Below are 20,797 nucleotides of genomic sequence, written 5' to 3'. Positions count from 1 at the left end.
AATCAACCGGCGTCTGTGGACGAGATGAAGCGTCTAAATATAAGCCTAGTGCTACACAGTCCGACGGTTGTACGTCTCCACCCTACACGTATCCCTGATAATTCGGGTGCTGCCGCGCGCAGAATCCGCAGCGGGTTGGCATTTACCGTGAGCTCCGGAAGGGGAGGTCACGCATCATGGCTAATTTAGGCGTTGTTTCCGAAGCTCTCGCTCGGGGTCGTTCGCAGCTGACTGCACTTTGTGAACTGGCCGTGAATGTGGCGCGCAAGGCGAGTCAAAACTCTGCTTTGCGGCGTATTTCAGGCCTCATGTCACCTGCGCTCGTTACACCTGAAAACTCTACCGTTACGTAGCGAAAGCCCCGTAGGACGGCCTCTCGTCCTCGTGAATTGCGTTGGTCAGGGCCGGTTTTTGACCGCTGGTCCACTGTCCAGCCACTTTTGGCGGCGTTCGCGACTATAGCAGCAATGATTAAGTGCTTCAATTCCATAAAAAATTGTTATGATCGCCGCCATGACAACTACTGCCCCTTCGACCCCTGGCGTTCAACTGCTCGAGGTCTCGCCGGAATATGCCGGCCAACGAATCGATAATTTCCTGCTGGCCCGGCTCAAAGGCGTGCCCAAGACCTTGATCTACCGCATTTTGCGCAAAGGCGAAGTGCGGGTGAACAAAGGTCGGATCAAGCCCGAATACAAGCTCCAGGCCGGTGACATCGTGCGCGTGCCGCCGGTTCGCGTGCCCGAGCGTGATGAGCCGGTGCCCTTGGCCCAGGGCTTGTTGCAACGCCTTGAAGCCTCGATCGTGTACGAAGACAAGGCCCTGATCGTGATCAACAAGCCCGCGGGCATTGCGGTTCACGGTGGCAGCGGCCTGAATTTCGGCGTGATCGAAGCCTTTCGTCAGTTGCGTCCGGACGCCAAGGAGCTGGAACTGGTCCATCGCCTCGACCGGGATACCTCCGGCCTGCTGATGATTGCCAAGAAACGCAGCATGTTGCGCCACCTGCACGAGCAATTGCGCGGCGACGGCGTCGACAAGCGCTACATGGCACTGGTGCGTGGTCGCTGGGAAACCTCCATCAAGCAGGTTCGTGCGCCGCTGCTCAAGAGCAACCTGCGTTCCGGCGAGCGCATGGTCGAAGTCAACGAGGAGGGCAAGGAGGCGCTGACGGTGTTCAAGGTCTTGCGCCGTTTCGACGACTTCGCCACCTTGGTCGAGGCCAAGCCGGTGACCGGGCGCACACACCAGATCCGCGTCCATACCCTGCACGCCGGCCACTGCATTGCCGGTGACAGCAAATACGGCGATGACGATTTCACCAAGGAAATCCGCGACTTGGGCGGCAAGCGCCTGTTTCTCCACGCCTACATGCTCACCGTGCCGCTGCCCGATGGTGGTGAGCTGAAATTGCAGGCCCCGGTGGACGACATGTGGGCCAAGACGGTGGAGCGGTTGAGTGCATCCTGACTACAAATTGCTGATCTTCGATTGGGACGGCACTCTTGCCAATTCCATTGGTCGGATCGTGGAGTCGATGCATGTCGCATCGGATCGCTCGGGTTTTGCCCGGTGCGACGATTTTGCGGTGAAGGGCATCATCGGTTTGGGATTGCCGGAAGCGATTCGCAGTTTGTACCCGGAGATCGACGACGATGAGTTGGTGGTTTTTCGCCAGCATTATGCCGATCACTACATTGCGCTGGAGGCTGAGCCTTCGCCGTTGTTCGAGGGCGTGGTTCACACCCTTGAAACCTTGAAGGGCGAGGGTTATCGCCTGGCGGTCGCGACCGGCAAGGCGCGGCGCGGGTTGGATCGGGTATTGAAGGCCCATGGTTGGGACGATTATTTCGATATCACCCGTGCCGCCGACGAGACGGCCAGCAAGCCGCATCCGCTGATGCTCGAGCAGATCCTGGCGCACTGCAACGTGCGGCCGGAGCAGGCGTTGATGGTGGGGGATTCTTCGTTCGACCTGCAGATGGCGCGCAATGCCGGCATGGGGTCGGTGGCCGTCAGCTATGGGGCTCAGACGATCGAGGCGCTACGGGCGTTCGAGCCGCGACTGGCCATTGATCATTTTCCTGAGTTGCACGCCTGGCTGAGCCAGCGGGCCCTTTAAGTTTTGCTGGGGATTCACGCATGACCGACGAATGGAAGGCACCCGTCAAGGCGAGCGCCGAAAGCGGTGACGACAGAAGCTGGAAGCTGTTGGAAAAAACCTTGCTTGCCAGCGTGCAGGAACAGCGCCGCTCCCGTCGCTGGGGCATCTTCTTCAAGTTTCTGACCTTTATTTACCTCTTTGTTGCGCTGGCGCTGTTCACGCCGCTGATGGACATGGAGAAAAGCCCTGTTGGCGGCTCGGCATACACTGCGTTGATCAATATCGAAGGCATGATCGCCGACAAGGAGCCCGCCAGCGCGGACAACATTGTCGGCAGCCTGCGGGCGGCCTTCGAGGATCCGAAGGTCAAGGGCGTGGTGCTGCGGATCAACAGTCCGGGCGGCAGCCCAGTGCAGTCAGGGTATGTTTACGATGAGATCGTCCGGTTGCGAGCGTTGCACCCGGATACTAAGGTGTATGCGGTCATTTCCGACCTCGGTGCCTCCGGTGCCTATTACATTGCCAGCGCGGCGGACCAGATCTATGCCGACAAGGCCAGCCTGGTGGGCTCCATTGGCGTGACGGCGGCCGGTTATGGCTTTGTCGGGACAATGGAGAAGCTGGGTGTGGAGCGTCGGGTGTATACCTCCGGCGAGCATAAGTCCTTCCTTGATCCGTTCCAGCCGCAAAAGCCTGAAGAAACCGCTTTTTGGCAGGGCGTGCTCGACACCACTCACAAGCAGTTCATCGCCAGTGTCAAGAAAGGCCGGGGCGAGCGCCTGAAGGACAAGGAGCATCCGGAGCTGTTCTCCGGGCTGGTCTGGTCGGGGGAGCAGGCATTGCCGCTGGGCCTGATCGATGGCCTGGGCAGCGCCAGTTCGGTGGCGCGGGATGTGATCGGCCAGAAGGACTTGGTGGACTTCACGATCGAAGAGTCACCGTTCGATCGCTTCTCTAAAAAGCTGGGGGCGAGCATCGCCGAGCATCTGGCGATGTGGATGGGCTTCCAGGGGCCGGCGTTGCGCTAGCTCGTTGCCCCGTGGTCTCTCTGTGGCGAGGGGATTTATCCCCGCTGGGCTGCGAAGTAGCCCCCTTAATCGGCCTGATACACCTAGGCGTCAGTCTTCAGGGGCGCTCCGCGCCCCAGCGGGGATAAATCCCCTCGCCACAAGTTGGTGTCTGGTCCAGTTGCGCCTGGGTGTGGATTTTCAGGGAACCTGCACACCCTCGGCCAGCAACATATCCACAAGACGAATCAGCGGCAGCCCGATCAGGCTAGTGGCGTCCGGTCCTTCGGTGCTCTGGAACAGGCTTACGCCCAGTCCCTCGGCCTTGAAGCTGCCGGCGCAGTCGTAAGGTTGCTCGGCGCGCAGGTAGCGTTCGACGCGCTCTGGATCCAGGGTGCGCATGTTGACGGTAAACGCAACGCAATCGACCTGGCAGGCGCCCGTCTGGCTGTTGAGCAGTGCCAGGCCGGTCAGGAACGTGACCTTGGCGCCGCTGGCGGCCAGCAGTTGTTCGCGGGCATTGTCGAAGGTGTGGGGCTTGCCCAGGATGCGCTCGCCGAGCACGGCAACCTGGTCTGAGCCGATGATCAGGTGCCCCGGATGGCTGTCGGCCAGTGCCAGGGCTTTTTCCCGGGCCAGGCGTTTGACCAGTTCGAGGGCGGGCTCGCCGGGTCGATGGCTTTCGTCGATATCGGGTGAGATGCAGGCGAACGGCAGTCCCAGGCGGGCGAGCAATTCCCGGCGATAGACCGAGCTTGAAGCAAGTAATAAAGGCAGCATGGGCATCTCCAGGAGGCAGGGGCGAATTCTAGCGAGGCACGCAAGTGACGGACAGGGCTGAATTTCCTTTGACATGGCCGGGGGCATCCCTATAATGCTGCGCCTATGTTGAATGACCCGATTCCACCTCACGTTGACCCGCGCAAATTGGCTGACCGTGGCACCACCCTTCAAGGTGAACTGCTGCTGGCCGATTTGAAGAGACTCTGCGACCCGCTTTCCGACGATGTCGGTACGGTCCAGGCCAAATTCGTTTTTGAACGAGATGAACGTAAATCTGTGGTTATCCACAGCTTTATCGACACCGAAGTCAAAATGGTTTGCCAGCGTTGTCTTGAGCTGGTCACCCTGCCGATCCACAGCGAATGCAGTTACGCCGTGGTGAAGGAGGGTGCGAATACCCAGTCGTTGCCGAAAGGTTATGACGTGCTGGAACTGGGCGAAGATCCATTGGATCTGCAGTCACTGATCGAGGAGGAGCTTCTGCTCGCCTTGCCCATTGTGCCTGCTCATCATCCGGAAGAATGCCAGCAGCCGGCGGGAGCAGATGAGCCCGAACCGAGCGAGGACGAGGTAACGCGGTCCAACCCGTTCAGTGTATTGGCGCAGTTAAAGCGTGACCCAAACGTTTAGGAGTTAATCAATTATGGCTGTTCAGCAGAACAAAAAATCCCGCTCTGCCCGTGACATGCGCCGTTCGCACGACGCTCTCGAGGCTAGCACCCTGTCCGTAGAAAAGACCACCGGTGAAGTTCACCTGCGTCACCACGTATCGCCAGAAGGCGTATACCGTGGCCGTAAAGTGATCGACAAGGGCGCCGACGAGTAATCACTTGTCCGCTCAAGTCATCGCGATTGACGCAATGGGCGGGGACTTCGGTCCCCGCAGCATTGTTCAGGCCAGCCTTGCTTGTCTGAATGCCACACCCTCGCTGCACCTGACCCTCGTCGGTCAATCCCCCCTCCTGGAAGACATGCTCAGCGGCCAATCGGCTGTGGATCGCGCGCGCCTGACGATTGTCCCGGCATCCGAAATCATCACCATGGACGAAAAACCGGCCCAGGCCCTGCGCGGCAAGCCCGACGCCTCGATGCGGGTGGCCCTTGAGCTGCTGCGCGATGGCAAGGTCCAGGCCTGCGTCAGTGCGGGCAATACCGGTGCGCTGATGGCATTGTCACGCTATGTACTCAAGACTTTGCCGGGTATCGACCGGCCCGCGATGGTGGCGGCGATCCCGACCCAGCGTGGGTTCTGTCAGTTGCTCGACCTGGGGGCGAACGTCGATTGCAGTGCCGAGCACCTGCTGCAGTTTGCGGTGATGGGCTCGGTCGCGGCTGAAACCCTGGGCATCGTGCGTCCTCGCGTGGCGTTGCTGAACATCGGTACTGAAGACATCAAGGGCAACCAGCAGGTCAAGCTGGCGGCCACGTTGTTGCAGGCTGCGCGGGGTATCAACTACATCGGTTTCGTCGAGGGCGATGGCTTGTACCGTGGCGAGGCCGACGTGGTGGTCTGTGACGGCTTCGTGGGCAATATCCTGCTCAAGTCCAGCGAGGGGCTGGCCACCATGATCGGCCAGCGCATCGAGACCTTGTTCAGGCAAAGCCTTGTCTCGCGGGTGGTCGGCGCCCTGGCGCTGCCGTTGATGCGCCGGTTGCAGGCGGACCTGGCGCCTGCGCGGCACAACGGCGCGAGTTTCCTCGGGCTGCAAGGGATCGTGATCAAGAGTCACGGGTCGGCGGGCGTGCAGGGTTTTCAGAGTGCGATCAACCGAGCGGTGATCGAGATTCAGGAGAACCTGCCGGAGCGTTTGCACGGTCGCCTCGAGGATTTGTTAACTTAGGCGTTTTCGTCCGACAATGCTTAAATGTGACCGGTCGGTTCAACCCGTCATCCAACTTGCAGTTTGCTAGCGCCCCCAGGGGCGTCAATTTTTGACGACAAGATCATTAGGGGCTTTGTTTTCATGTCTGCTTCCCTCGCATTCGTCTTTCCAGGGCAGGGCTCGCAGTCCCTCGGCATGCTGGCCGAGCTGGGCGCGCAATACCCGCTGGTCCTCGAAACATTCAAAGAAGCTTCCGATGCGCTCGGCTATGACTTGTGGGCACTGACCCAGCAAGGGCCGGAAGAGCAGCTCAATCAAACCGATAAAACCCAACCGGCCATCCTCACTGCCTCGATCGCCTTGTGGCGCCTGTGGCTGGCTGAAGGCGGCGCGCGCCCGGCATTTGTCGCCGGCCACAGCCTGGGCGAATACAGCGCTCTCGTGGCTGCTGGCAGCCTGAGCCTGGGTGCCGCGGTGAAGCTGGTGGAGCGTCGTGGCCAGTTGATGCAGGAAGCCGTTCCGGCCGGGCAGGGCGGCATGGCCGCGATTCTCGGCCTGGAAGACGCCGATGTACTGGCGGCCTGTGCCGAAGCGGCGCAAGGCGATGTGGTCAGCGCGGTGAACTTCAACTCCCCGGGCCAGGTGGTCATCGCCGGCGCCAAGGCGGCTGTCGAGCGTGCCATCGAGGGCTGCAAGGCCCGTGGTGCCAAGCGCGCCATGCCACTGCCGGTCAGCGTGCCGTCGCACTGTGAACTGATGCGTCCGGCCGCCGAGCGCTTTGCCGAATCCATCGCCGCCATCGATTGGCAGGCCCCGCAGATTCCCGTGGTGCAGAATGTCAGCGCCAACGTGGCGCCGGATCTCGAGACCCTCAAGCGTGATCTGCTGGAACAACTCTACAAGCCGGTTCGCTGGGTCGAATCGGTGCAGACCCTGGCAGCCAAGGGTGCGACCGAACTGGTCGAATGCGGTCCTGGCAAAGTGCTGGCCGGCCTGAACAAACGCTGCGCCGAAGGCGTGTCGACTTCCAACCTCAATACCCCAGATGCTTTCGCTGCCGCCCGTGCAGCGCAGGCCTGAACAGGAGAAACTTGCATGAGTCTGCAAGGTAAAGTTGCACTGGTGACCGGTGCAAGCCGTGGCATCGGCCAGGCCATCGCTCTGGAACTGGGTCGTCAAGGCGCCATCGTCATCGGCACCGCGACTTCCGCTTCGGGCGCCGAGCGTATCGCCGCGACCCTGAAGGAAAACGACATCCAGGGCACCGGCCTTGAGCTGAACGTCACCAGCGACGAATCCGTCGCGGCGGTGCTGGCAAGCATTCAGGAGCAGTTCGGCGCGCCGGCGATCCTGGTCAATAATGCCGGTATCACCCGCGATAACCTGATGATGCGCATGAAAGATGACGAATGGTTCGACGTCGTCGACACCAACCTGAACAGCCTGTACCGGCTGTCCAAGGGCGTTCTGCGTGGCATGACCAAGGCTCGTTGGGGTCGAATTATCAGTATCGGCTCGGTTGTGGGTGCCATGGGCAACGCAGGCCAAGTAAACTATGCTGCGGCGAAGGCCGGTCTGGAAGGTTTCAGCCGTGCGCTGGCGCGTGAAGTGGGTTCGCGCTCGATTACGGTAAACTCGGTTGCACCGGGTTTCATCGACACCGACATGACCCGTGAACTGCCGGAAGCACAGCGTGAAGCGTTGTTGACACAGATTCCGCTGGGTCGTCTGGGGCAAGCTCAAGAAATCGCGTCCGTGGTCGCTTTTCTTGCGTCGGACGGTGCGGCATACGTGACCGGGGCTACAATCCCGGTGAACGGCGGGATGTACATGAGTTAAATGTGACGGATTGCTTCAAAAAAATGTCATACGAGCTGTCTAAAATCCGTTATAAAGCTGCAATCAATTTATAGACGGCGGGCCGCGGGGTTTGAGGAGTGAAGCTTTCGGTTGAAAAACCGAAAAGTTCTTCTATACACTTACCCACCGGCCAGCTGCCTGAATTTGTCCATTAGGAGTGAAAACAAGGTATGAGCACCATCGAAGAGCGCGTCAAGAAAATCGTTGCCGAGCAACTGGGCGTTAAAGAAGAAGAAGTTGTGAACACCGCTTCCTTCGTTGAAGACCTGGGTGCCGACTCCCTTGACACCGTTGAGCTGGTGATGGCTCTGGAAGAGGAATTCGAGACCGAGATTCCTGACGAAGAAGCTGAGAAGATCACTACTGTACAAGCTGCTATCGACTACGTTACCAGCCACCAGGCGTAATCGTATTCAGTCGTCGCTAGCTGTCATGGAAAAACCGCACTGCCGTCCCGGCGTGCGGTTTTTTCTTTAGGCCTGATGCAAAGTCGTCATTAGAAAAAGGAGAGTGCTGTGTCGCGTAGACGCGTCGTAGTCACCGGTATGGGTATGTTGTCGCCACTGGGCACGGATGTGCCGAGCAGTTGGCAGGGCATTCTGGCTGGCCGCAGTGGCATTGGTCTGATCGAACACACTGACCTTTCTGCCTATTCCACCCGTTTTGGCGGCTCGGTAAAGGGCTTCAATGTCGAGGAATACCTGTCGGTCAAGGAAGCCCGCAAGCTCGACCTGTTCATTCAATACGGCCTGGCAGCCGGTTTTCAGGCAGTGCGTAACGCCGGCCTGGAAGTCACCGACGCCAACCGTGAACGCATCGGCGTGGCCATGGGCTCGGGTATTGGCGGCTTGACCAATATCGAAGAAACCAGCCGCACGCTGCACGATTCGGGGCCGCGACGGATTTCTCCGTTCTTCGTGCCGGGCTCGATCATCAACATGATTTCCGGTTTCCTGTCCATCCACCTGGGTGCCCAGGGACCCAACTACGCCATCGCCACGGCGTGCACCACCGGTACCCACTGCATCGGCATGGCCGCGCGCAACATCATGTACGACGAAGCCGACGTGATGATTGCCGGTGGCGCTGAGATGGCCGCTTGCGGTCTCGGCATGGGCGGTTTCGGCGCGTCCCGTGCGCTGTCGACCCGCAATGATGAGCCCGCCCGCGCGAGCCGGCCGTGGGACAAGGGCCGCGATGGCTTCGTGCTGTCCGACGGTGCCGGTGCGCTGGTGCTCGAGGAACTGGAACACGCCAAAGCGCGTGGGGCGACCATCTATGCCGAGCTGATCGGTTTTGGCACCAGTGGCGATGCGTTCCACATGACCTCGCCACCGGCCGATGGCGCCGGTGCGGCCCGTTGCATCGTCAATGCCTTGCGTGACGCGAAAATCAACGGCGAGCAGGTGCAGTACATCAACGCCCACGGCACTTCGACCCCGGCCGGCGACCTGGCCGAAGCCCAGGCGATCAAGACCGTGTTCGGCGAGCACGCCTACAAGCTGGCGGTCAGCTCGACCAAGTCCATGACCGGTCACCTGTTGGGTGCGGCTGGGGCGGTGGAAGCGATCTTCAGCGTACTGGCGATCAACAGCCAGACGGCGCCGCCGACCATCAACCTCGATGAGCCGGACGACGGCTGCGACCTGGACTTCGTGCCGCACACCGCCCGCGGCATGGACATCGATGTGGTGCTGTCCAACTCCTTCGGCTTTGGCGGGACCAACGGTTCGCTGGTGTTCCGCCGGTTCGCCGGTTGATGGAAAGCTGGGTCGACGGTCAGCCGGCCGACGTCCTGTCGCTGAAAGATCGCGGCCTGGCTTACGGCGATGGGTTGTTCGAGACCATCGCCGTGCACGATGGCAACCTTGTGTTGCTGGAGCGTCATCTGCAGCGCCTGGAAGCAGGTTGCCAGCGGCTGGCGCTCAACGTCGAGATGAGCGCGTTGAGCGCCGAGCTGGACGCCTACGCCCGCTGCCTGGGCGACGGCGTGCTGAAGCTGATCGTGACCCGTGGCGACAGCCTACGCGGTTATGCCGCTGATCCTTCGACGCCGGCCAGGCGCATCCTGCAAGGCAGTCCACCGGCCACCTATCCCGCCGCCCATGGCGAACAAGGCGTTCTTCTGTTTCCCTGCACCGTGCGTTTGTCCGAGCAGCCCTTGCTCGCCGGCCTCAAGCACCTCAATCGCCTGGAACAAGTGCTGGCCCGTGCCGAATGGCGCGATGCGCAGTACGCCGAAGGCCTGATGCTGGACGCGTCCGGGCGGGTGATCGAAGGTGTGTTCAGCAACCTGTTCCTGGTGCGTGATGGTGTCTTGCTCACAGCGGACCTGAGTCGCTGCGGTGTGGCCGGCGTGATGCGCGCCGAATTATTGTTTCAAGCCAAGTCCCAAGGCATCGCCACGCAAATCACCGACATCAGCCTCGAACAACTGCACCAGGCCGATGAAGTCTTCGTCTGCAACAGCGTTTATGGCGTGTGGCCGGTACGCGGATGCGGTTCGGCGCGCTGGTCGGTTGGCCCGCTCACCCGTAAACTGCAGACCCTTGCCCGTGCGCTATTGGATGTTTGATTCGTGAGACGTAAATTCTTGCTGCTGCTGGAGACCGGACTGGTCCTGGCAGGGCTGTTGTTGGGTGCTTCGGCCTGGAAGATTCATTCGGCGCTGCAACAGCCGCTGAACATCACCCAGGAAGAATTGCTGGACGTGCCCAACGGGACCACCCCGACCGGAACCCTCAAGCGCCTCGAAGCCGATGGCTTGATCAAGGACGCCTTCTGGCTGCGGATCTATTGGCGCTTCAACCTCGCCGGCCAGCCGTTGCACTCCGGGGAATACCGGATGGTGCCCGGCATGACCATGGAAGGCCTGATCGCCGTCTGGAAGCGTGGCGAAGTGGTGCAGTACAGCGTGACGCTGGTGGAGGGTTGGAATTTCCGCCAGGTGCGCGCCGCACTGGCCAAGGATGAAAAACTCCAGCAGACCCTCACCGACCTGAGCGACAGCCAGGTCATGGAGCGTCTGGGGCATTCGGGGGTCTTTCCCGAAGGCCGGTTCTTCCCGGACACCTATCGCTTCGTGCGCGGTACCTCGGATGTCGACCTGCTGAAGAAAGCCTACGACCGCTTGGAAGACGTGCTCGCCAAGGAGTGGGCCCAGCGTTCCGCCGATGTGCCTTACACCTTGCCGTACCAGGCGCTGATCATGGCATCCCTGGTGGAGAAGGAAACCGGCGTGCCCCAGGAACGCGGGCAGATTGCCGGCGTTTTTGTGCGGCGCATGCGCCTGGGCATGCTGTTGCAGACCGACCCCACGGTGATCTACGGCCTGGGCGAGCGCTACACCGGCAAGCTCACTCGCGCCCATTTGAAAGAAGAAAACCCCTATAACACTTATCTGATCCCGGGCTTGCCGCCGACGCCGATTGCCATGGTGGGACGCGAAGCGATTCATGCCGCGTTGAACCCGGCGCCGGGCAACAGCCTTTACTTTGTCGCGCGTGGTGATGGCAGCCATGTGTTTTCCGATGACCTGGAGTCGCACAACAACGCGGTGCGCGAGTTCCAGCTCAAGCGCCGTGCCGACTACCGCTCCAGCCCGGCCCCGGCAACGCCGGACGAGCAGGTGCCGATCCCGGCGGTATCACCCGACACGGCACCGGAAGCGGTGCCCCAGGTACCGACCCCTGAACCGGACGCCAGCGAGCCACCGAGCCCGCAATGACTTTGATTAAGGATCGCCCCGTGACTGGCTTGTTTATAACGCTGGAAGGCCCGGAAGGCGCCGGCAAGAGCACCAACCGCGAATACCTGGCCGAACGCCTGCGGGCCGCCGGCGTCGAGGTGGTATTGACCCGCGAGCCGGGCGGTACGCCGCTGGCCGAGCGAATCCGCGAGGTGCTGCTGGCCCCCCTTGAAGAAGTCATGAACCCTGACACCGAGCTGTTGCTGGTGTTCGCTGCCCGGGCGCAGCATCTGGCCGAAGTGATTCGCCCGGCGCTGGCCCGTGGGGCCGTGGTGCTCTGCGATCGTTTTACCGATTCGACCTATGCCTACCAGGGTGGTGGCCGGGGCTTGTCGGTGGAACGCATCGCCGCGCTGGAAACCTTCGTTCAGGGTGACCTGCGACCAGACCTGACCCTGGTGTTCGACTTGCCGGTGGAAATCGGCCTGGCCCGCGCCAGCGCCCGTGGCCGGCTGGATCGTTTCGAGCTCGAGGGCCAGGCCTTCTTCAATGCCGTGCGCAATGCCTTCCTGGAGCGCGCCAAGGCCGATCCGGCGCGTTACCTGTTGATCGATGCCGCGCAGCCGCTGACCCAGGTCCAGCAGTCCCTGGATGGCGTGCTGCCGCGTTTGCTGGAGCGTGTCCGTGGCTGAAGCCTATCCCTGGCAAGACGTTCTCTGGCAGCAACTGGCCGGTCGTGCCCAGCATGCCCACGCCTATCTGCTGCACGGCCCGGTCGGCATCGGCAAGCGGGCTCTGGCCGAACGCCTGATGGCCAGCCTGCTGTGCCTGCGTCCGGGAGCCTCGAACGCCTGCGGGGAATGCAAGTCCTGCCTGCTGCTCAAGGCCGGCAGCCATCCTGACAATTACGTGCTGGAACCGGAAGAGGCGGACAAGGCGATCAAGGTCGACCAGGTCCGGGACCTGGTCAGCTTCGTGGTCCAGACCGCGCAGATGGGCGGGCGCAAAGTGGTGCTGATCGAGCCGGTCGAGTCGATGAACATCAATGCCGCCAACGCCTTGCTCAAGAGCCTCGAAGAACCTTCCGGCGATACCGTGCTGCTGCTGGTCAGCCACCAGCCAAGTCGTTTGCTGCCGACCATCAAGAGTCGCTGCGTGCAACAGGCCTGTCCGCTGCCGAGCGAGGCGATGAGCTTGCAATGGCTGGCCCAGGCTTTGCCTGACAACACCGATGAAGAACGTGTCGAGCTGCTGACCCTCGCGGCCGGTTCGCCCCTGGCGGCTGTCAGCCTTCAGGCCCAGGGCGTGCGTGAACAGCGGGCCTTGGTGGTGGATGGGGTGAAGAAACTGCTCAAGCAGCAGCAATCCCCCACACAACTGGCCGAGGGCTGGAACGCCATCCCGCTACTCCTGCTGTTTGACTGGTTCTGCGACTGGTCGAGCCTGATCCTGCGCTACCAGTTGACCGAGGACGAAGCGGGCCTGGGGTTGGCGGACATGCGCAAAGTGATCCAGTACCTGGCGCAAAAAAGCAGCCAGGATAAAATCTTGAACATCCAGGACTGGATTCTTGCCCAACGTCAGAAGGTGCTGAGCAAGGCGAACCTCAATCGGGTGCTGTTGCTCGAGGCGCTGTTGGTGCAGTGGGCGAGTTTGCCGGGTCGAAACTGACAGATACGGCCTAGGCACTAAACTCAGCTCAATCGCAGCGGAGATCAGCATGAACGAACCTGTCAGTCCCGGCCCACGCAACGGCATCCTGTCCCTGACCATCAAGGACAAGTCGGTGCTTTACGCCGCCTACATGCCCTTCATCAAGAACGGCGGCCTGTTCATTCCGACCAACAAGAGTTATCGCTTGGGCGATGAAGTGTTCATGCTGTTGAGCCTGATGGATGAGTCGGAGAAAATTCCGGTCGCCGGCAAGGTGATCTGGCTGACTCCCAAGGGCGCCCAGGGCAATCGGGCCGCCGGCGTAGGTGTGCAGTTCAACGACGGCGACAATTCGGCCCGCAATCAGATCGAAACCCACTTGGCCGGCTCCCTGAAGTCCGACCGTCCCACCCATACGATGTAGCCTGGCCTTTTATGCTTGTAGATTCCCATTGTCACCTTGACCGTCTCGACCTCGCTGCCCATGGCGGTTCCCTGGATGCTGCGCTGGACGCGGCCCGTGAACGGGGGGTGGGGCATTTCCTGTGCATCGGCGTCAGCGCCGACAACGCCGCCGACGTCAAGGCCTTGGCCGAACGTTATGCCGATGTCGATTGTTCGGTCGGTATCCACCCATTGGATGTCCAGCCCGACGCCGCGCCGGCGCTCGATTGGCTGTTGCGTGAGCTCGATCATCCACGGGTGGTCGCCATCGGCGAAACCGGCCTGGACTATCACTACGAGCCCGAAGCCGCCGACGTGCAGCAGGCGTCGTTCCGGCTGCACCTGGAGGCCGCCCGGCAGACCGGCAAGCCGGTGATCATCCACACCCGTGGCGCCCGGGCCGACACCTTGGCGTTGCTGCGTGACGCCGCGCTGCCCCAGGCCGGTGTGCTGCATTGCTTCACCGAAGACTGGGACATGGCCAAGGCCGCCCTGGACATGGGCTATTACATTTCCTTGTCCGGGATTGTCACGTTCCGCAATGCCGATGCCTTGCGCGACGTTGCCAGCAAAGTGCCGGTTGATCGGCTGTTGGTGGAAACCGACTCGCCTTACCTGGCGCCGATCCCGTATCGCGGCAAGCCGAACCTTCCGCAATACGTACGGGAAGTGGCAGAATTTCTGGCGATGTTGCGTGGTGAGTCCTACGAGCGGTTTGCCGAGCAGACGACGGAAAACTTTAAGCAATTGTTTCCGCTTGCTCACGTCCGTCCGGTGAATGCTTGAATTTCATGCAAAAAAAACCCGGGTTCTGGGGGGTGAATCCGGGTTAAGACCATTAGGAGTAAAACAAAGGCACGCGGTCCATTGGTACCTTTATCAGCGCGTCACTTGGGGGAGATGTCGCGCCGACAGTTCAAGTATTGATCAGTATGCCAACGCGTCCAGTCGGGCCGAGGCGGTTTTTAAACAAATTTGGAATACGTTCGCTTCGGATAAGTTCTCACTGTCGCCAAAGCTCGCCAGCGCGGCGCATTAGCGTGGGAAACGGCGAGCCGGGTGTGTACGGTTTTGTGAAGAACAGTGGCCGAGAACGGATGATCCGTGCATTTTTGCGTAAGTTAGGCATAATACCCGGCTTCGAATTTTGACCCTTCAGACCTTTTTCTTATGCACAAAGAACCCCGTAAGGTCCGTGAGTTTCGCCGCCGCGAGCAGGAAATTCTCGACACCGCGCTCAAGTTGTTCCTCGACCAGGGTGAAGACAGTGTCACCGTCGAGATGATTGCGGATGCCGTGGGTATCGGCAAAGGCACGATTTATAAACATTTCAAATCCAAGGCGGAGATCTACCTGCGCCTGATGCTCGACTACGAGCGCGATTTGAACGAGCTGCTCCATTCGGCCGATGTGGACAAGGACAAGGAGGCCCTGTCCCGGGCCTACTTCGAGTTCCGCATGCGCGACCCGCAGCGCTACCGCTTGTTCGACCGTTTGGAAGAGAAGGTGGTCAAGGGCAACCAGGTGCCGGAGATGGTCGAGGAGTTGCACAAGATCCGCGCCTCGAACTTCGAACGCCTGACCCTGCTGATCAAGGGCCGGATCAGCGAAGGCAAGCTCGAGGACGTGCCGCCTTATTTCCACTATTGCGCTGCCTGGGCATTGGTGCACGGCGCGGTGGCGTTGTATCACTCGCCGTTCTGGAGCAACGTGCTGGAAGACCAGGAAGGTTTCTTCCAGTTCCTGATGGACATCGGCGTGCGCATGGGCAACAAGCGCAAGCGCGACACCGACGTCCCGAGCAACTGACTGGCCGCAAGGCAACAAGACATTCAGCTGCCTTATTGCGCCATGTCCGCTTACATGGCGCAGTGCCCCAGTAATATACTCAGGCTTGGGTCTTGCGCAATCTTGATTTCTAGGTCAGTTTTCGCGAGTCCGATTTTTCTTGTGCCGGAGTGATCCATGATCGTTGACCGTCAAGGCAGGCGTTTCCGTAATCTGCGGATCAGCCTGACCTCAGCCTGCAATTACGCCTGTACCTATTGCGTGCCTGATGGCAAGCGGTTGGTGGCTGCGCAGGATGAACTGTCGGCCGACGCCATGGCGCGCGGCGTGGCCTATTTGATCGAGGCCGCCGGTATCGAGCGGCTGCGCATCACGGGCGGCGAGCCGCTGGTCAGCCCCAAGCTCGAGCGTTTCATGACGGCGGTGGGGCAGATGGGCCTGGAAGACATCAGCCTGACCACCAATGGCCAGTTACTGGCGAAAAAACTGCCGTTGCTGTTAGACGCCGGTATCCGTCGCATCAACGTTTCCCTCGACACCCTGGACGCCGCTGCGTTTCGCAGTATCGCCCGTGGCGGCGACCTGGCGACCGTGCTCGACGGCATGGAGCAGGCCCGGGCCGCCGGGTTGAAGATCAAGGTCAACATGGTGCCGTTGCGTGGGCAGAACCTGGACCAGGTGATGCCATTGCTCGAATACTGCCTGGAACGTGGTTACGAGTTGCGCTTCATCGAGTTGATGCGCATGGGCCACCTGGCGAGCGATTCCAATGCCTTCCTGCAGCAGTTCGTCAGCCTCCAGCAGCTGCTCAGCCTGATCGGCGATCAATACGAATACCTGCAAGCCGACGCGCCAGTGGACGCCACCGCGGTGCGCTATGAGATACCGGGGCTGGGGCACTTTGGCGTGATCGCCAACGAAAGCGTGCCTTTCTGCCGTACCTGTTCGCGACTGCGGTTGTCTTCCACGGGCTGGCTGCACGGCTGCCTGTCGTCGAGTAACCGTCACTTCGTCGGCGACCTCCTGGACAAGCCCCGCCACCAGGCCTTGCCGGCGCTTCAGCGCTTGTTGGTCAAGGCCTTGGGGGACAAGCAGGAAGTGGCGTTCTCCGGTGGCGCGACCATCATGAAAATCATCGGCGGCTGAGCGAAATACCTAACTGCATGCAGTGATTCCCGTGGCGAGGGAGCTTGCTCCCGCTGGGCAGCGAAGCGGCCCCTTGGGAATTTTACGACTGCTTCGCAGCCGAGCGGGAGCAAGTTCCCTCGCCACAGGGGCAGCCACTGAAAATCCAACCGATCCCAAGGACTGGCGCAAAAGCTGCATCCCACGACCATTCGCCGGTTTTCCGACACCGGCTTTTGGAGGAATAGGATGCGTAGCCTGGTTTTGCTGCTGGCCGTTTTGGCGCTTGGCGGTTGCATGAATGTCAGCGACATGGGAGAGGGCGTTCGTTATCACATGAGCGACGCCGGCCTGCTGGACCATAGCGACAGCCGTCGGGTGAACAACCTGCGTATCCAGCCCGACTCGTTCATCTACATCGCCCAGGGCGCCTTCGCTCCGCCGGGCAGTGCCTATCCGCGCCCCAACGTCGTGGCCGAAGAAGCCTTCAACGGCTTCATCGAATATTTCCCCATGGTCCGTCGCGCCCGTGTTCCCGAAGGCCTCGACCAGGCCATGGGCGAAGCCCGTGCCGCCGGTGCCCATTACCTGCTGTACACCCGGTTCGCCAAGGCCGACAACCGCATTGGCAACTCCGACGAGTGGCTGGACGAAGAAGCCGTGGATCGCCTGGGCGTCGATACCAGCGTAATTCAAATCATGTTGATCGAGACCAGCACCCAGTATTTGATTGATACTGCACGGATCAAGAGTCGTGGCGGTTTACTGACGTTGCACGACAAACAGCCCCAAGACCTCATCGCCACGCCGTTGCGTGAATATGCCCGCAGCCTGTTGGGGATGAGCGACGAGTAACCACAAGGAGTCACCATGAGCGGACCGCAAAAAGCCAATGACTTGCTGGGGCAGATCCCCAAGACCAAAGGCCTGCCGCCGGTCCACTTGTGGAACCCCGACTTCTGCGGCGATATCGACATGCGCATCGCCCGGGACGGCACCTGGTACTACCTGGGTACGCCCATCGGCCGAAAACCGATGGTCAAGCTGTTCTCCACCATCATCCGCCGCGACGGCGATGATTACTTCCTGATTACCCCTGTGGAAAAAGTCGGCATCAAGGTCGATGACGCGCCGTTCGTGGCCGTGACCCTTGAGGTCGAAGGGCAGGGGGAAGGGCAGTTGTTGCGCTTTACCACCAATGTCGAGGAAACCACTGAGGCTGGCGCCGAGCACCCGCTGCGGGTGGTGATCGATCCGCAGACCCAGGAACCGGCGCCCTACGTGCATGTGCGCAGCAATCTCGAAGCGCTGGTCCATCGCAATGTGTTCTACCAACTGGTGGAGCTGGCAGTCAGCCGCGAGATCGACGGGCAACGCTGGTTGGGCGTGTGGAGCGGTGGGGTGTTCTTTCCCATAGGCTTGGAACCCTGATCCTCTGTGGGAGCGGTGGTTGATCCAGCACTTGTGTTGGCTGGACGATCGCTATCGCGAGCAAGCTCGCTCCCACAGGGTCTGGTGACGCACACAGATATTGCAGGCACCCCAAGTTCACTGTGGGAGCGAGCTCGCTCGCGATGACGGCAGCATCATCAACATCTCCTGAACTGCCCCACCGCTGGCGCGAGCAAGCCCGCCCCCACAGTGGTTTTGTAAAATTCAAATTGACACCCAATCGTATGATGATTAGCGTGGGCCTCCAATAAGAGTGGCCCGCGGGGTTTTCATGTCCAGCAGTTTTCATGCGTCGACCGTCGATTGGCTGGGGGGCTGGATAGCCGCCGGTCAGGTCAAGCCTGGGCAAACCATCAAGGTCGAAGCGGACTTGGGCGAGCAACTGGGCGTCAGTCGCACGGTGATTCGTGAGGCGATCAAGACCTTGGTCGCCAAAGGCATGCTGGAAGTCGGGCCGAAAGTCGGCACGCGGGTGTTGCCGGTGCGCCGCTGGAACCTGTTCGACCCCCAAGTGGTGGGTTGGCTGTCACGCAGCGGCCTGCCGGAAAACTTCGTCGATGACTTGCTGGACCTGCGCCGTACCATCGAGCCGATGGCGGTGCGCTGGGCCTGTGAGCGGGCCACGGCCGATCAGGTGCAGGCGATCCGCCTGGCCTATCATGCGTTGGAGCGGGCGGTGGACAGCGGCGCCGATTACAACCGCGCCGACCAGTTTTTCCATGAGTGCATCCTGGCCGCCAGCCATAATCAATTCATCGAACAAATGGTCCCGGCCCTGGGGGCGCTGCTGGCGGTGTCATTCGAGGTGTCGGCGGCCGACCCTGATGAGCTGCGCCGTACCTTGCCCATCCACAAGGACATCGCCGACGCCATCGCCGCCCGGGACGCTGCGCGGGGCGTCTGGGCCTGCATGACCCTGATCGATAACGCTGACCTGGCGATCAAACGCTTTTACCCTAATGTCATGGCCGGTCGAACAGACGCCGCCGGGCAAGCCGGGAACAGGAGGTTTCAATGAAGTGGACGGCTGTGACGGAACACCGGGCGAAGTTGGGCGAGGGGCCTTTCTGGGATGTGCCGACCCAGGCGTTGTATTGGGTCGATATCGCCGGCAAGCAGGCGCTGCGGCTGATCGGCGCCAATGTGGCGATCTGGCAGATGCCCGAGCATGTCTCCGCCTTCATACCGACTCAGAATGGCGACGCCTTGGTGACCCTGAGTAGCGGTGTCTACCGTCTCGATCTTGATTCGCCGGGCCTGGAACCGCGCCTGACGCTGCTGCGCATGGCTGACCCCCAGCCCGGCAATCGCGCCAACGAGGCCCGTTGCGACCCCCTGGGTCAACTCTGGCTTGGCACCATGCAGAACAACATTGGTGCCGAAGGCGAGGACTTGCCGATCGAGCACCGCTCCGGCGGCCTGTTTCGCATCGGGAGTGATGGCCGGGTCCAGCCCTTGTTGCGCGGGCTGGGCATTCCGAACACCTTGCTCTGGAGCCCCGATGGCACCACGGTGTATTTCGGCGACAGCCTGGATGGCACGGTGTATCGGCACTTTATTTACCCGGAAGGCAACCTGGCGCCGGCCGAGGTCTGGTTCGGCCCGCACCCGCGTGGCGGCCCGGATGGCTCGGCGATGGATGCCCAAGGGTATATCTGGAACGCCCGCTGGGACGGCAGTTGCCTGCTGCGGCTGACCCCGGACGGCCAGGTCGATCGGGTGATCGAACTGCCCGTCAGCCGGCCGACCAGTTGTGTATTCGGCGGTGAAGACCTCAAGACGCTGTACATCACCAGCGCGGCGAGCCCATTGGATCACCCGCTGGACGGTGCCGTGCTGTCGATGCGTGTCGACGTGCCAGGCGTGGCCTGTACAAGGTTCGCTGGATAAATCCCAAAATATGGGATGTAAATATATATATTGAGATTATTTGGCAGCCGGGTTTATAGTCGGCTCCATCGGCAATACGCACTCACACTAAAAAAACAAAACAGGTGAAGTGATGCAACGATCTTTCCCCGTACGCCCCGGTGGCGTACGCCGGCCACTGTTCTTCCAAGCGCCTTCGCGCCGGTCATCCGTGGATGCCCGGTTTTTGTCGTGCCCGCACGCGGGAGCCTTGAGCCATGGCTGAGCCCTTGGTCTTGCCACCCGTGCCGGAGCCGCCCAAGGGCGAACGCCTGAAGGACAAGGTCGTGCTGTTGACCGGCGCCGCCCAAGGCATTGGCGAAGCCATCGTCGCGGCGTTCGCTTCGCAACAGGCCCGGCTGGTGATCAGTGATATCCAGGCGCAGAAGGTCGAGGCAGTGGCCGCCCACTGGCGTGAACGCGGCGCCGATGTGCAAGCGTTGCAGGCCGATGTGTCGAAACAGCAGGACTTGCAGGCCATGGCCCGTCGCGCCGTCGAGCTGCACGGTCGCATCGATGTGTTGGTCAACTGCGCCGGCGTCAATGTCTTCCGTGACCCGCTGGAAATGACCGAAGAGGACTGGCGCCGCTGCTTCGCCATTGACCTGGATGGCGCCTGGTACGGCTGCAAGGCGGTGTTGCCGCAGATGATCGAGCAGGGCGTGGGCAGCATCATCAACATTGCCTCCGTCCATTCGTCCCACATCATTCCCGGCTGTTTCCCTTACCCGGTGGCCAAGCACGGCCTGCTCGGCCTGACCCGCGCCCTGGGCATCGAATACGCGCCCAAAGGCGTACGCGTCAACGCCATCGCCCCGGGTTACATCGAGACCCAACTGAACGTCGACTACTGGAACGGCTTTGCCGATCCCCATGCCGAACGCCAGCGTGCGCTGGATCTGCACCCGCCACGGCGCGTCGGGCAACCGATCGAAGTGGCAATGACGGCCGTGTTCCTGGCCAGTGACGAAGCACCGTTTATCAATGCCTCATGCATCACCATCGATGGAGGACGTTCGGTCATGTACCACGACTGAATATTCTTGGATTGCAGTGGGAAACTTCGCCTGTAATCCAATCATCATACGATATGACTATTTAGACCTATGCTGTGTAGCAACTTGATGTAATCGCCCAGCCTGCGCAGGTCCACCGACGGTGG

Annotated in this window: 24 protein-coding genes; 23 read left to right on the top strand and 1 reads right to left on the bottom strand. The window is 61.0% G+C overall.

The window, feature by feature from the left end; translation table 11 throughout:
* The first annotated feature begins 513 nt into the window (after positions 1 to 513).
* The 3 genes from rluC to AC515T_RS20490 are packed head-to-tail and all read left to right on the top strand — an operon-like array spanning position 514 to position 3,132.
* On the top strand, positions 514 to 1,470 hold the full coding sequence (gene rluC, locus AC515T_RS20500) for a 23S rRNA pseudouridine(955/2504/2580) synthase RluC (protein WP_060743156.1): 957 nt from the start codon (positions 514 to 516) through the stop codon (positions 1,468 to 1,470).
* The gene (locus AC515T_RS20495) at positions 1,460 to 2,122 is read left to right on the top strand and encodes an HAD-IIIA family hydrolase (protein ID WP_496529807.1); all 663 of its coding nucleotides are present in this window, start codon (positions 1,460 to 1,462) and stop codon (positions 2,120 to 2,122) included. The genes rluC and AC515T_RS20495 overlap by 11 nt, the downstream gene beginning before the upstream one ends.
* Positions 2,123 to 2,142: 20 nt before the next feature.
* Positions 2,143 to 3,132 (top strand): S49 family peptidase, encoded by a 990-nt coding sequence (locus tag AC515T_RS20490; protein WP_496529806.1) that lies wholly within the window; start codon positions 2,143 to 2,145, stop codon positions 3,130 to 3,132.
* 180 nt (positions 3,133 to 3,312) lie between these two features.
* Here AC515T_RS20490 and AC515T_RS20485 read toward each other — a convergent pair whose 3' ends face one another.
* Positions 3,313 to 3,891, bottom strand: a complete 579-nt coding sequence (locus tag AC515T_RS20485; protein ID WP_496529805.1) for a Maf family protein — start codon at positions 3,889 to 3,891, stop codon at positions 3,313 to 3,315.
* A gap of 105 nt (positions 3,892 to 3,996) precedes the next feature.
* On the opposite strand from AC515T_RS20485, the gene AC515T_RS20480 reads away from it, so the two are divergent.
* The 20 genes from AC515T_RS20480 to AC515T_RS20385 all read left to right on the top strand — a co-directional run bounded on the left by AC515T_RS20480 (position 3,997) and on the right by AC515T_RS20385 (position 20,672).
* Positions 3,997 to 4,524, top strand: coding sequence for a YceD family protein (locus tag AC515T_RS20480; RefSeq protein WP_003204262.1), 528 nt, complete (start codon positions 3,997 to 3,999; stop codon positions 4,522 to 4,524).
* 13 nt (positions 4,525 to 4,537) lie between these two features.
* Entirely contained in the window at positions 4,538 to 4,720 is a 183-nt protein-coding gene (rpmF, locus tag AC515T_RS20475) for a 50S ribosomal protein L32 (RefSeq protein ID WP_003179396.1), read from the top strand.
* A 4-nt stretch (positions 4,721 to 4,724) separates the two neighbouring features.
* Complete coding sequence (gene plsX, locus AC515T_RS20470) at positions 4,725 to 5,735, top strand: phosphate acyltransferase PlsX (protein WP_496529804.1); 1,011 nt, start codon at positions 4,725 to 4,727, stop codon at positions 5,733 to 5,735.
* A 123-nt stretch (positions 5,736 to 5,858) separates the two neighbouring features.
* A complete protein-coding gene (gene fabD / locus AC515T_RS20465; protein ID WP_496529803.1) occupies positions 5,859 to 6,797 on the top strand; it encodes an ACP S-malonyltransferase in 939 nt (312 codons plus the stop codon).
* Positions 6,798 to 6,812: 15 nt separating this feature from the next.
* On the top strand, positions 6,813 to 7,556 hold the full coding sequence (gene fabG, locus AC515T_RS20460) for a 3-oxoacyl-ACP reductase FabG (RefSeq protein ID WP_060741231.1): 744 nt from the start codon (positions 6,813 to 6,815) through the stop codon (positions 7,554 to 7,556).
* Positions 7,557 to 7,747: 191 nt separating this feature from the next.
* Positions 7,748 to 7,984: an acyl carrier protein gene (acpP, locus tag AC515T_RS20455; protein WP_003175607.1), complete on the top strand. Its 237-nt coding sequence runs from the start codon at positions 7,748 to 7,750 to the stop codon at positions 7,982 to 7,984.
* A 108-nt stretch (positions 7,985 to 8,092) separates the two neighbouring features.
* Positions 8,093 to 9,337 (top strand): beta-ketoacyl-ACP synthase II, encoded by a 1,245-nt coding sequence (gene fabF, locus AC515T_RS20450; RefSeq protein ID WP_496529802.1) that lies wholly within the window; start codon positions 8,093 to 8,095, stop codon positions 9,335 to 9,337.
* Entirely contained in the window at positions 9,337 to 10,152 is an 816-nt protein-coding gene (pabC, locus tag AC515T_RS20445; RefSeq protein WP_496529801.1) for an aminodeoxychorismate lyase, read from the top strand. Before fabF ends, pabC begins: the two co-directional genes overlap by 1 nt.
* 3 nt (positions 10,153 to 10,155) lie before the next feature.
* A complete protein-coding gene (gene mltG, locus AC515T_RS20440) occupies positions 10,156 to 11,304 on the top strand; it encodes an endolytic transglycosylase MltG (protein WP_496529800.1) in 1,149 nt (382 codons plus the stop codon).
* Between the two features lie 20 nt (positions 11,305 to 11,324).
* On the top strand, positions 11,325 to 11,957 hold the full coding sequence (tmk, locus tag AC515T_RS20435) for a dTMP kinase (RefSeq protein WP_496529799.1): 633 nt from the start codon (positions 11,325 to 11,327) through the stop codon (positions 11,955 to 11,957).
* Positions 11,950 to 12,936 (top strand): DNA polymerase III subunit delta', encoded by a 987-nt coding sequence (locus tag AC515T_RS20430; protein WP_496529798.1) that lies wholly within the window; start codon positions 11,950 to 11,952, stop codon positions 12,934 to 12,936. Before tmk ends, AC515T_RS20430 begins: the two co-directional genes overlap by 8 nt.
* A 49-nt stretch (positions 12,937 to 12,985) precedes the next feature.
* Positions 12,986 to 13,342, top strand: a complete 357-nt coding sequence (locus AC515T_RS20425; RefSeq protein ID WP_496529797.1) for a PilZ domain-containing protein — start codon at positions 12,986 to 12,988, stop codon at positions 13,340 to 13,342.
* A gap of 11 nt (positions 13,343 to 13,353) precedes the next feature.
* Positions 13,354 to 14,148 (top strand): TatD family hydrolase, encoded by a 795-nt coding sequence (locus tag AC515T_RS20420; protein WP_496529796.1) that lies wholly within the window; start codon positions 13,354 to 13,356, stop codon positions 14,146 to 14,148.
* Between the two features lie 384 nt (positions 14,149 to 14,532).
* Positions 14,533 to 15,171 (top strand): TetR/AcrR family transcriptional regulator, encoded by a 639-nt coding sequence (locus AC515T_RS20415; protein WP_060741238.1) that lies wholly within the window; start codon positions 14,533 to 14,535, stop codon positions 15,169 to 15,171.
* A gap of 156 nt (positions 15,172 to 15,327) precedes the next feature.
* Positions 15,328 to 16,296, top strand: coding sequence for a GTP 3',8-cyclase MoaA (locus AC515T_RS20410; RefSeq protein ID WP_496529795.1), 969 nt, complete (start codon positions 15,328 to 15,330; stop codon positions 16,294 to 16,296).
* 228 nt (positions 16,297 to 16,524) lie between these two features.
* Positions 16,525 to 17,130, top strand: coding sequence for a DUF4823 domain-containing protein (locus AC515T_RS20405; protein WP_496529794.1), 606 nt, complete (start codon positions 16,525 to 16,527; stop codon positions 17,128 to 17,130).
* 15 nt (positions 17,131 to 17,145) lie between these two features.
* Complete coding sequence (locus AC515T_RS20400; RefSeq protein WP_060741241.1) at positions 17,146 to 17,706, top strand: DUF1285 domain-containing protein; 561 nt, start codon at positions 17,146 to 17,148, stop codon at positions 17,704 to 17,706.
* 292 nt (positions 17,707 to 17,998) lie between these two features.
* The gene (locus tag AC515T_RS20395; RefSeq protein ID WP_496529793.1) at positions 17,999 to 18,745 is read left to right on the top strand and encodes a FadR/GntR family transcriptional regulator; all 747 of its coding nucleotides are present in this window, start codon (positions 17,999 to 18,001) and stop codon (positions 18,743 to 18,745) included.
* Entirely contained in the window at positions 18,742 to 19,617 is an 876-nt protein-coding gene (locus AC515T_RS20390) for an SMP-30/gluconolactonase/LRE family protein (RefSeq protein ID WP_496529792.1), read from the top strand. The genes AC515T_RS20395 and AC515T_RS20390 overlap by 4 nt, the downstream gene beginning before the upstream one ends.
* Positions 19,618 to 19,853: 236 nt before the next feature.
* Positions 19,854 to 20,672, top strand: a complete 819-nt coding sequence (locus tag AC515T_RS20385; RefSeq protein ID WP_053186253.1) for an SDR family oxidoreductase — start codon at positions 19,854 to 19,856, stop codon at positions 20,670 to 20,672.
* Positions 20,673 to 20,797 lie beyond the last annotated feature (125 nt).

Source organism: Pseudomonas sp. FSO-7 (assembly GCF_059579345.1).
This window is presented reverse-complemented; position numbering and strand designations above follow the sequence as displayed.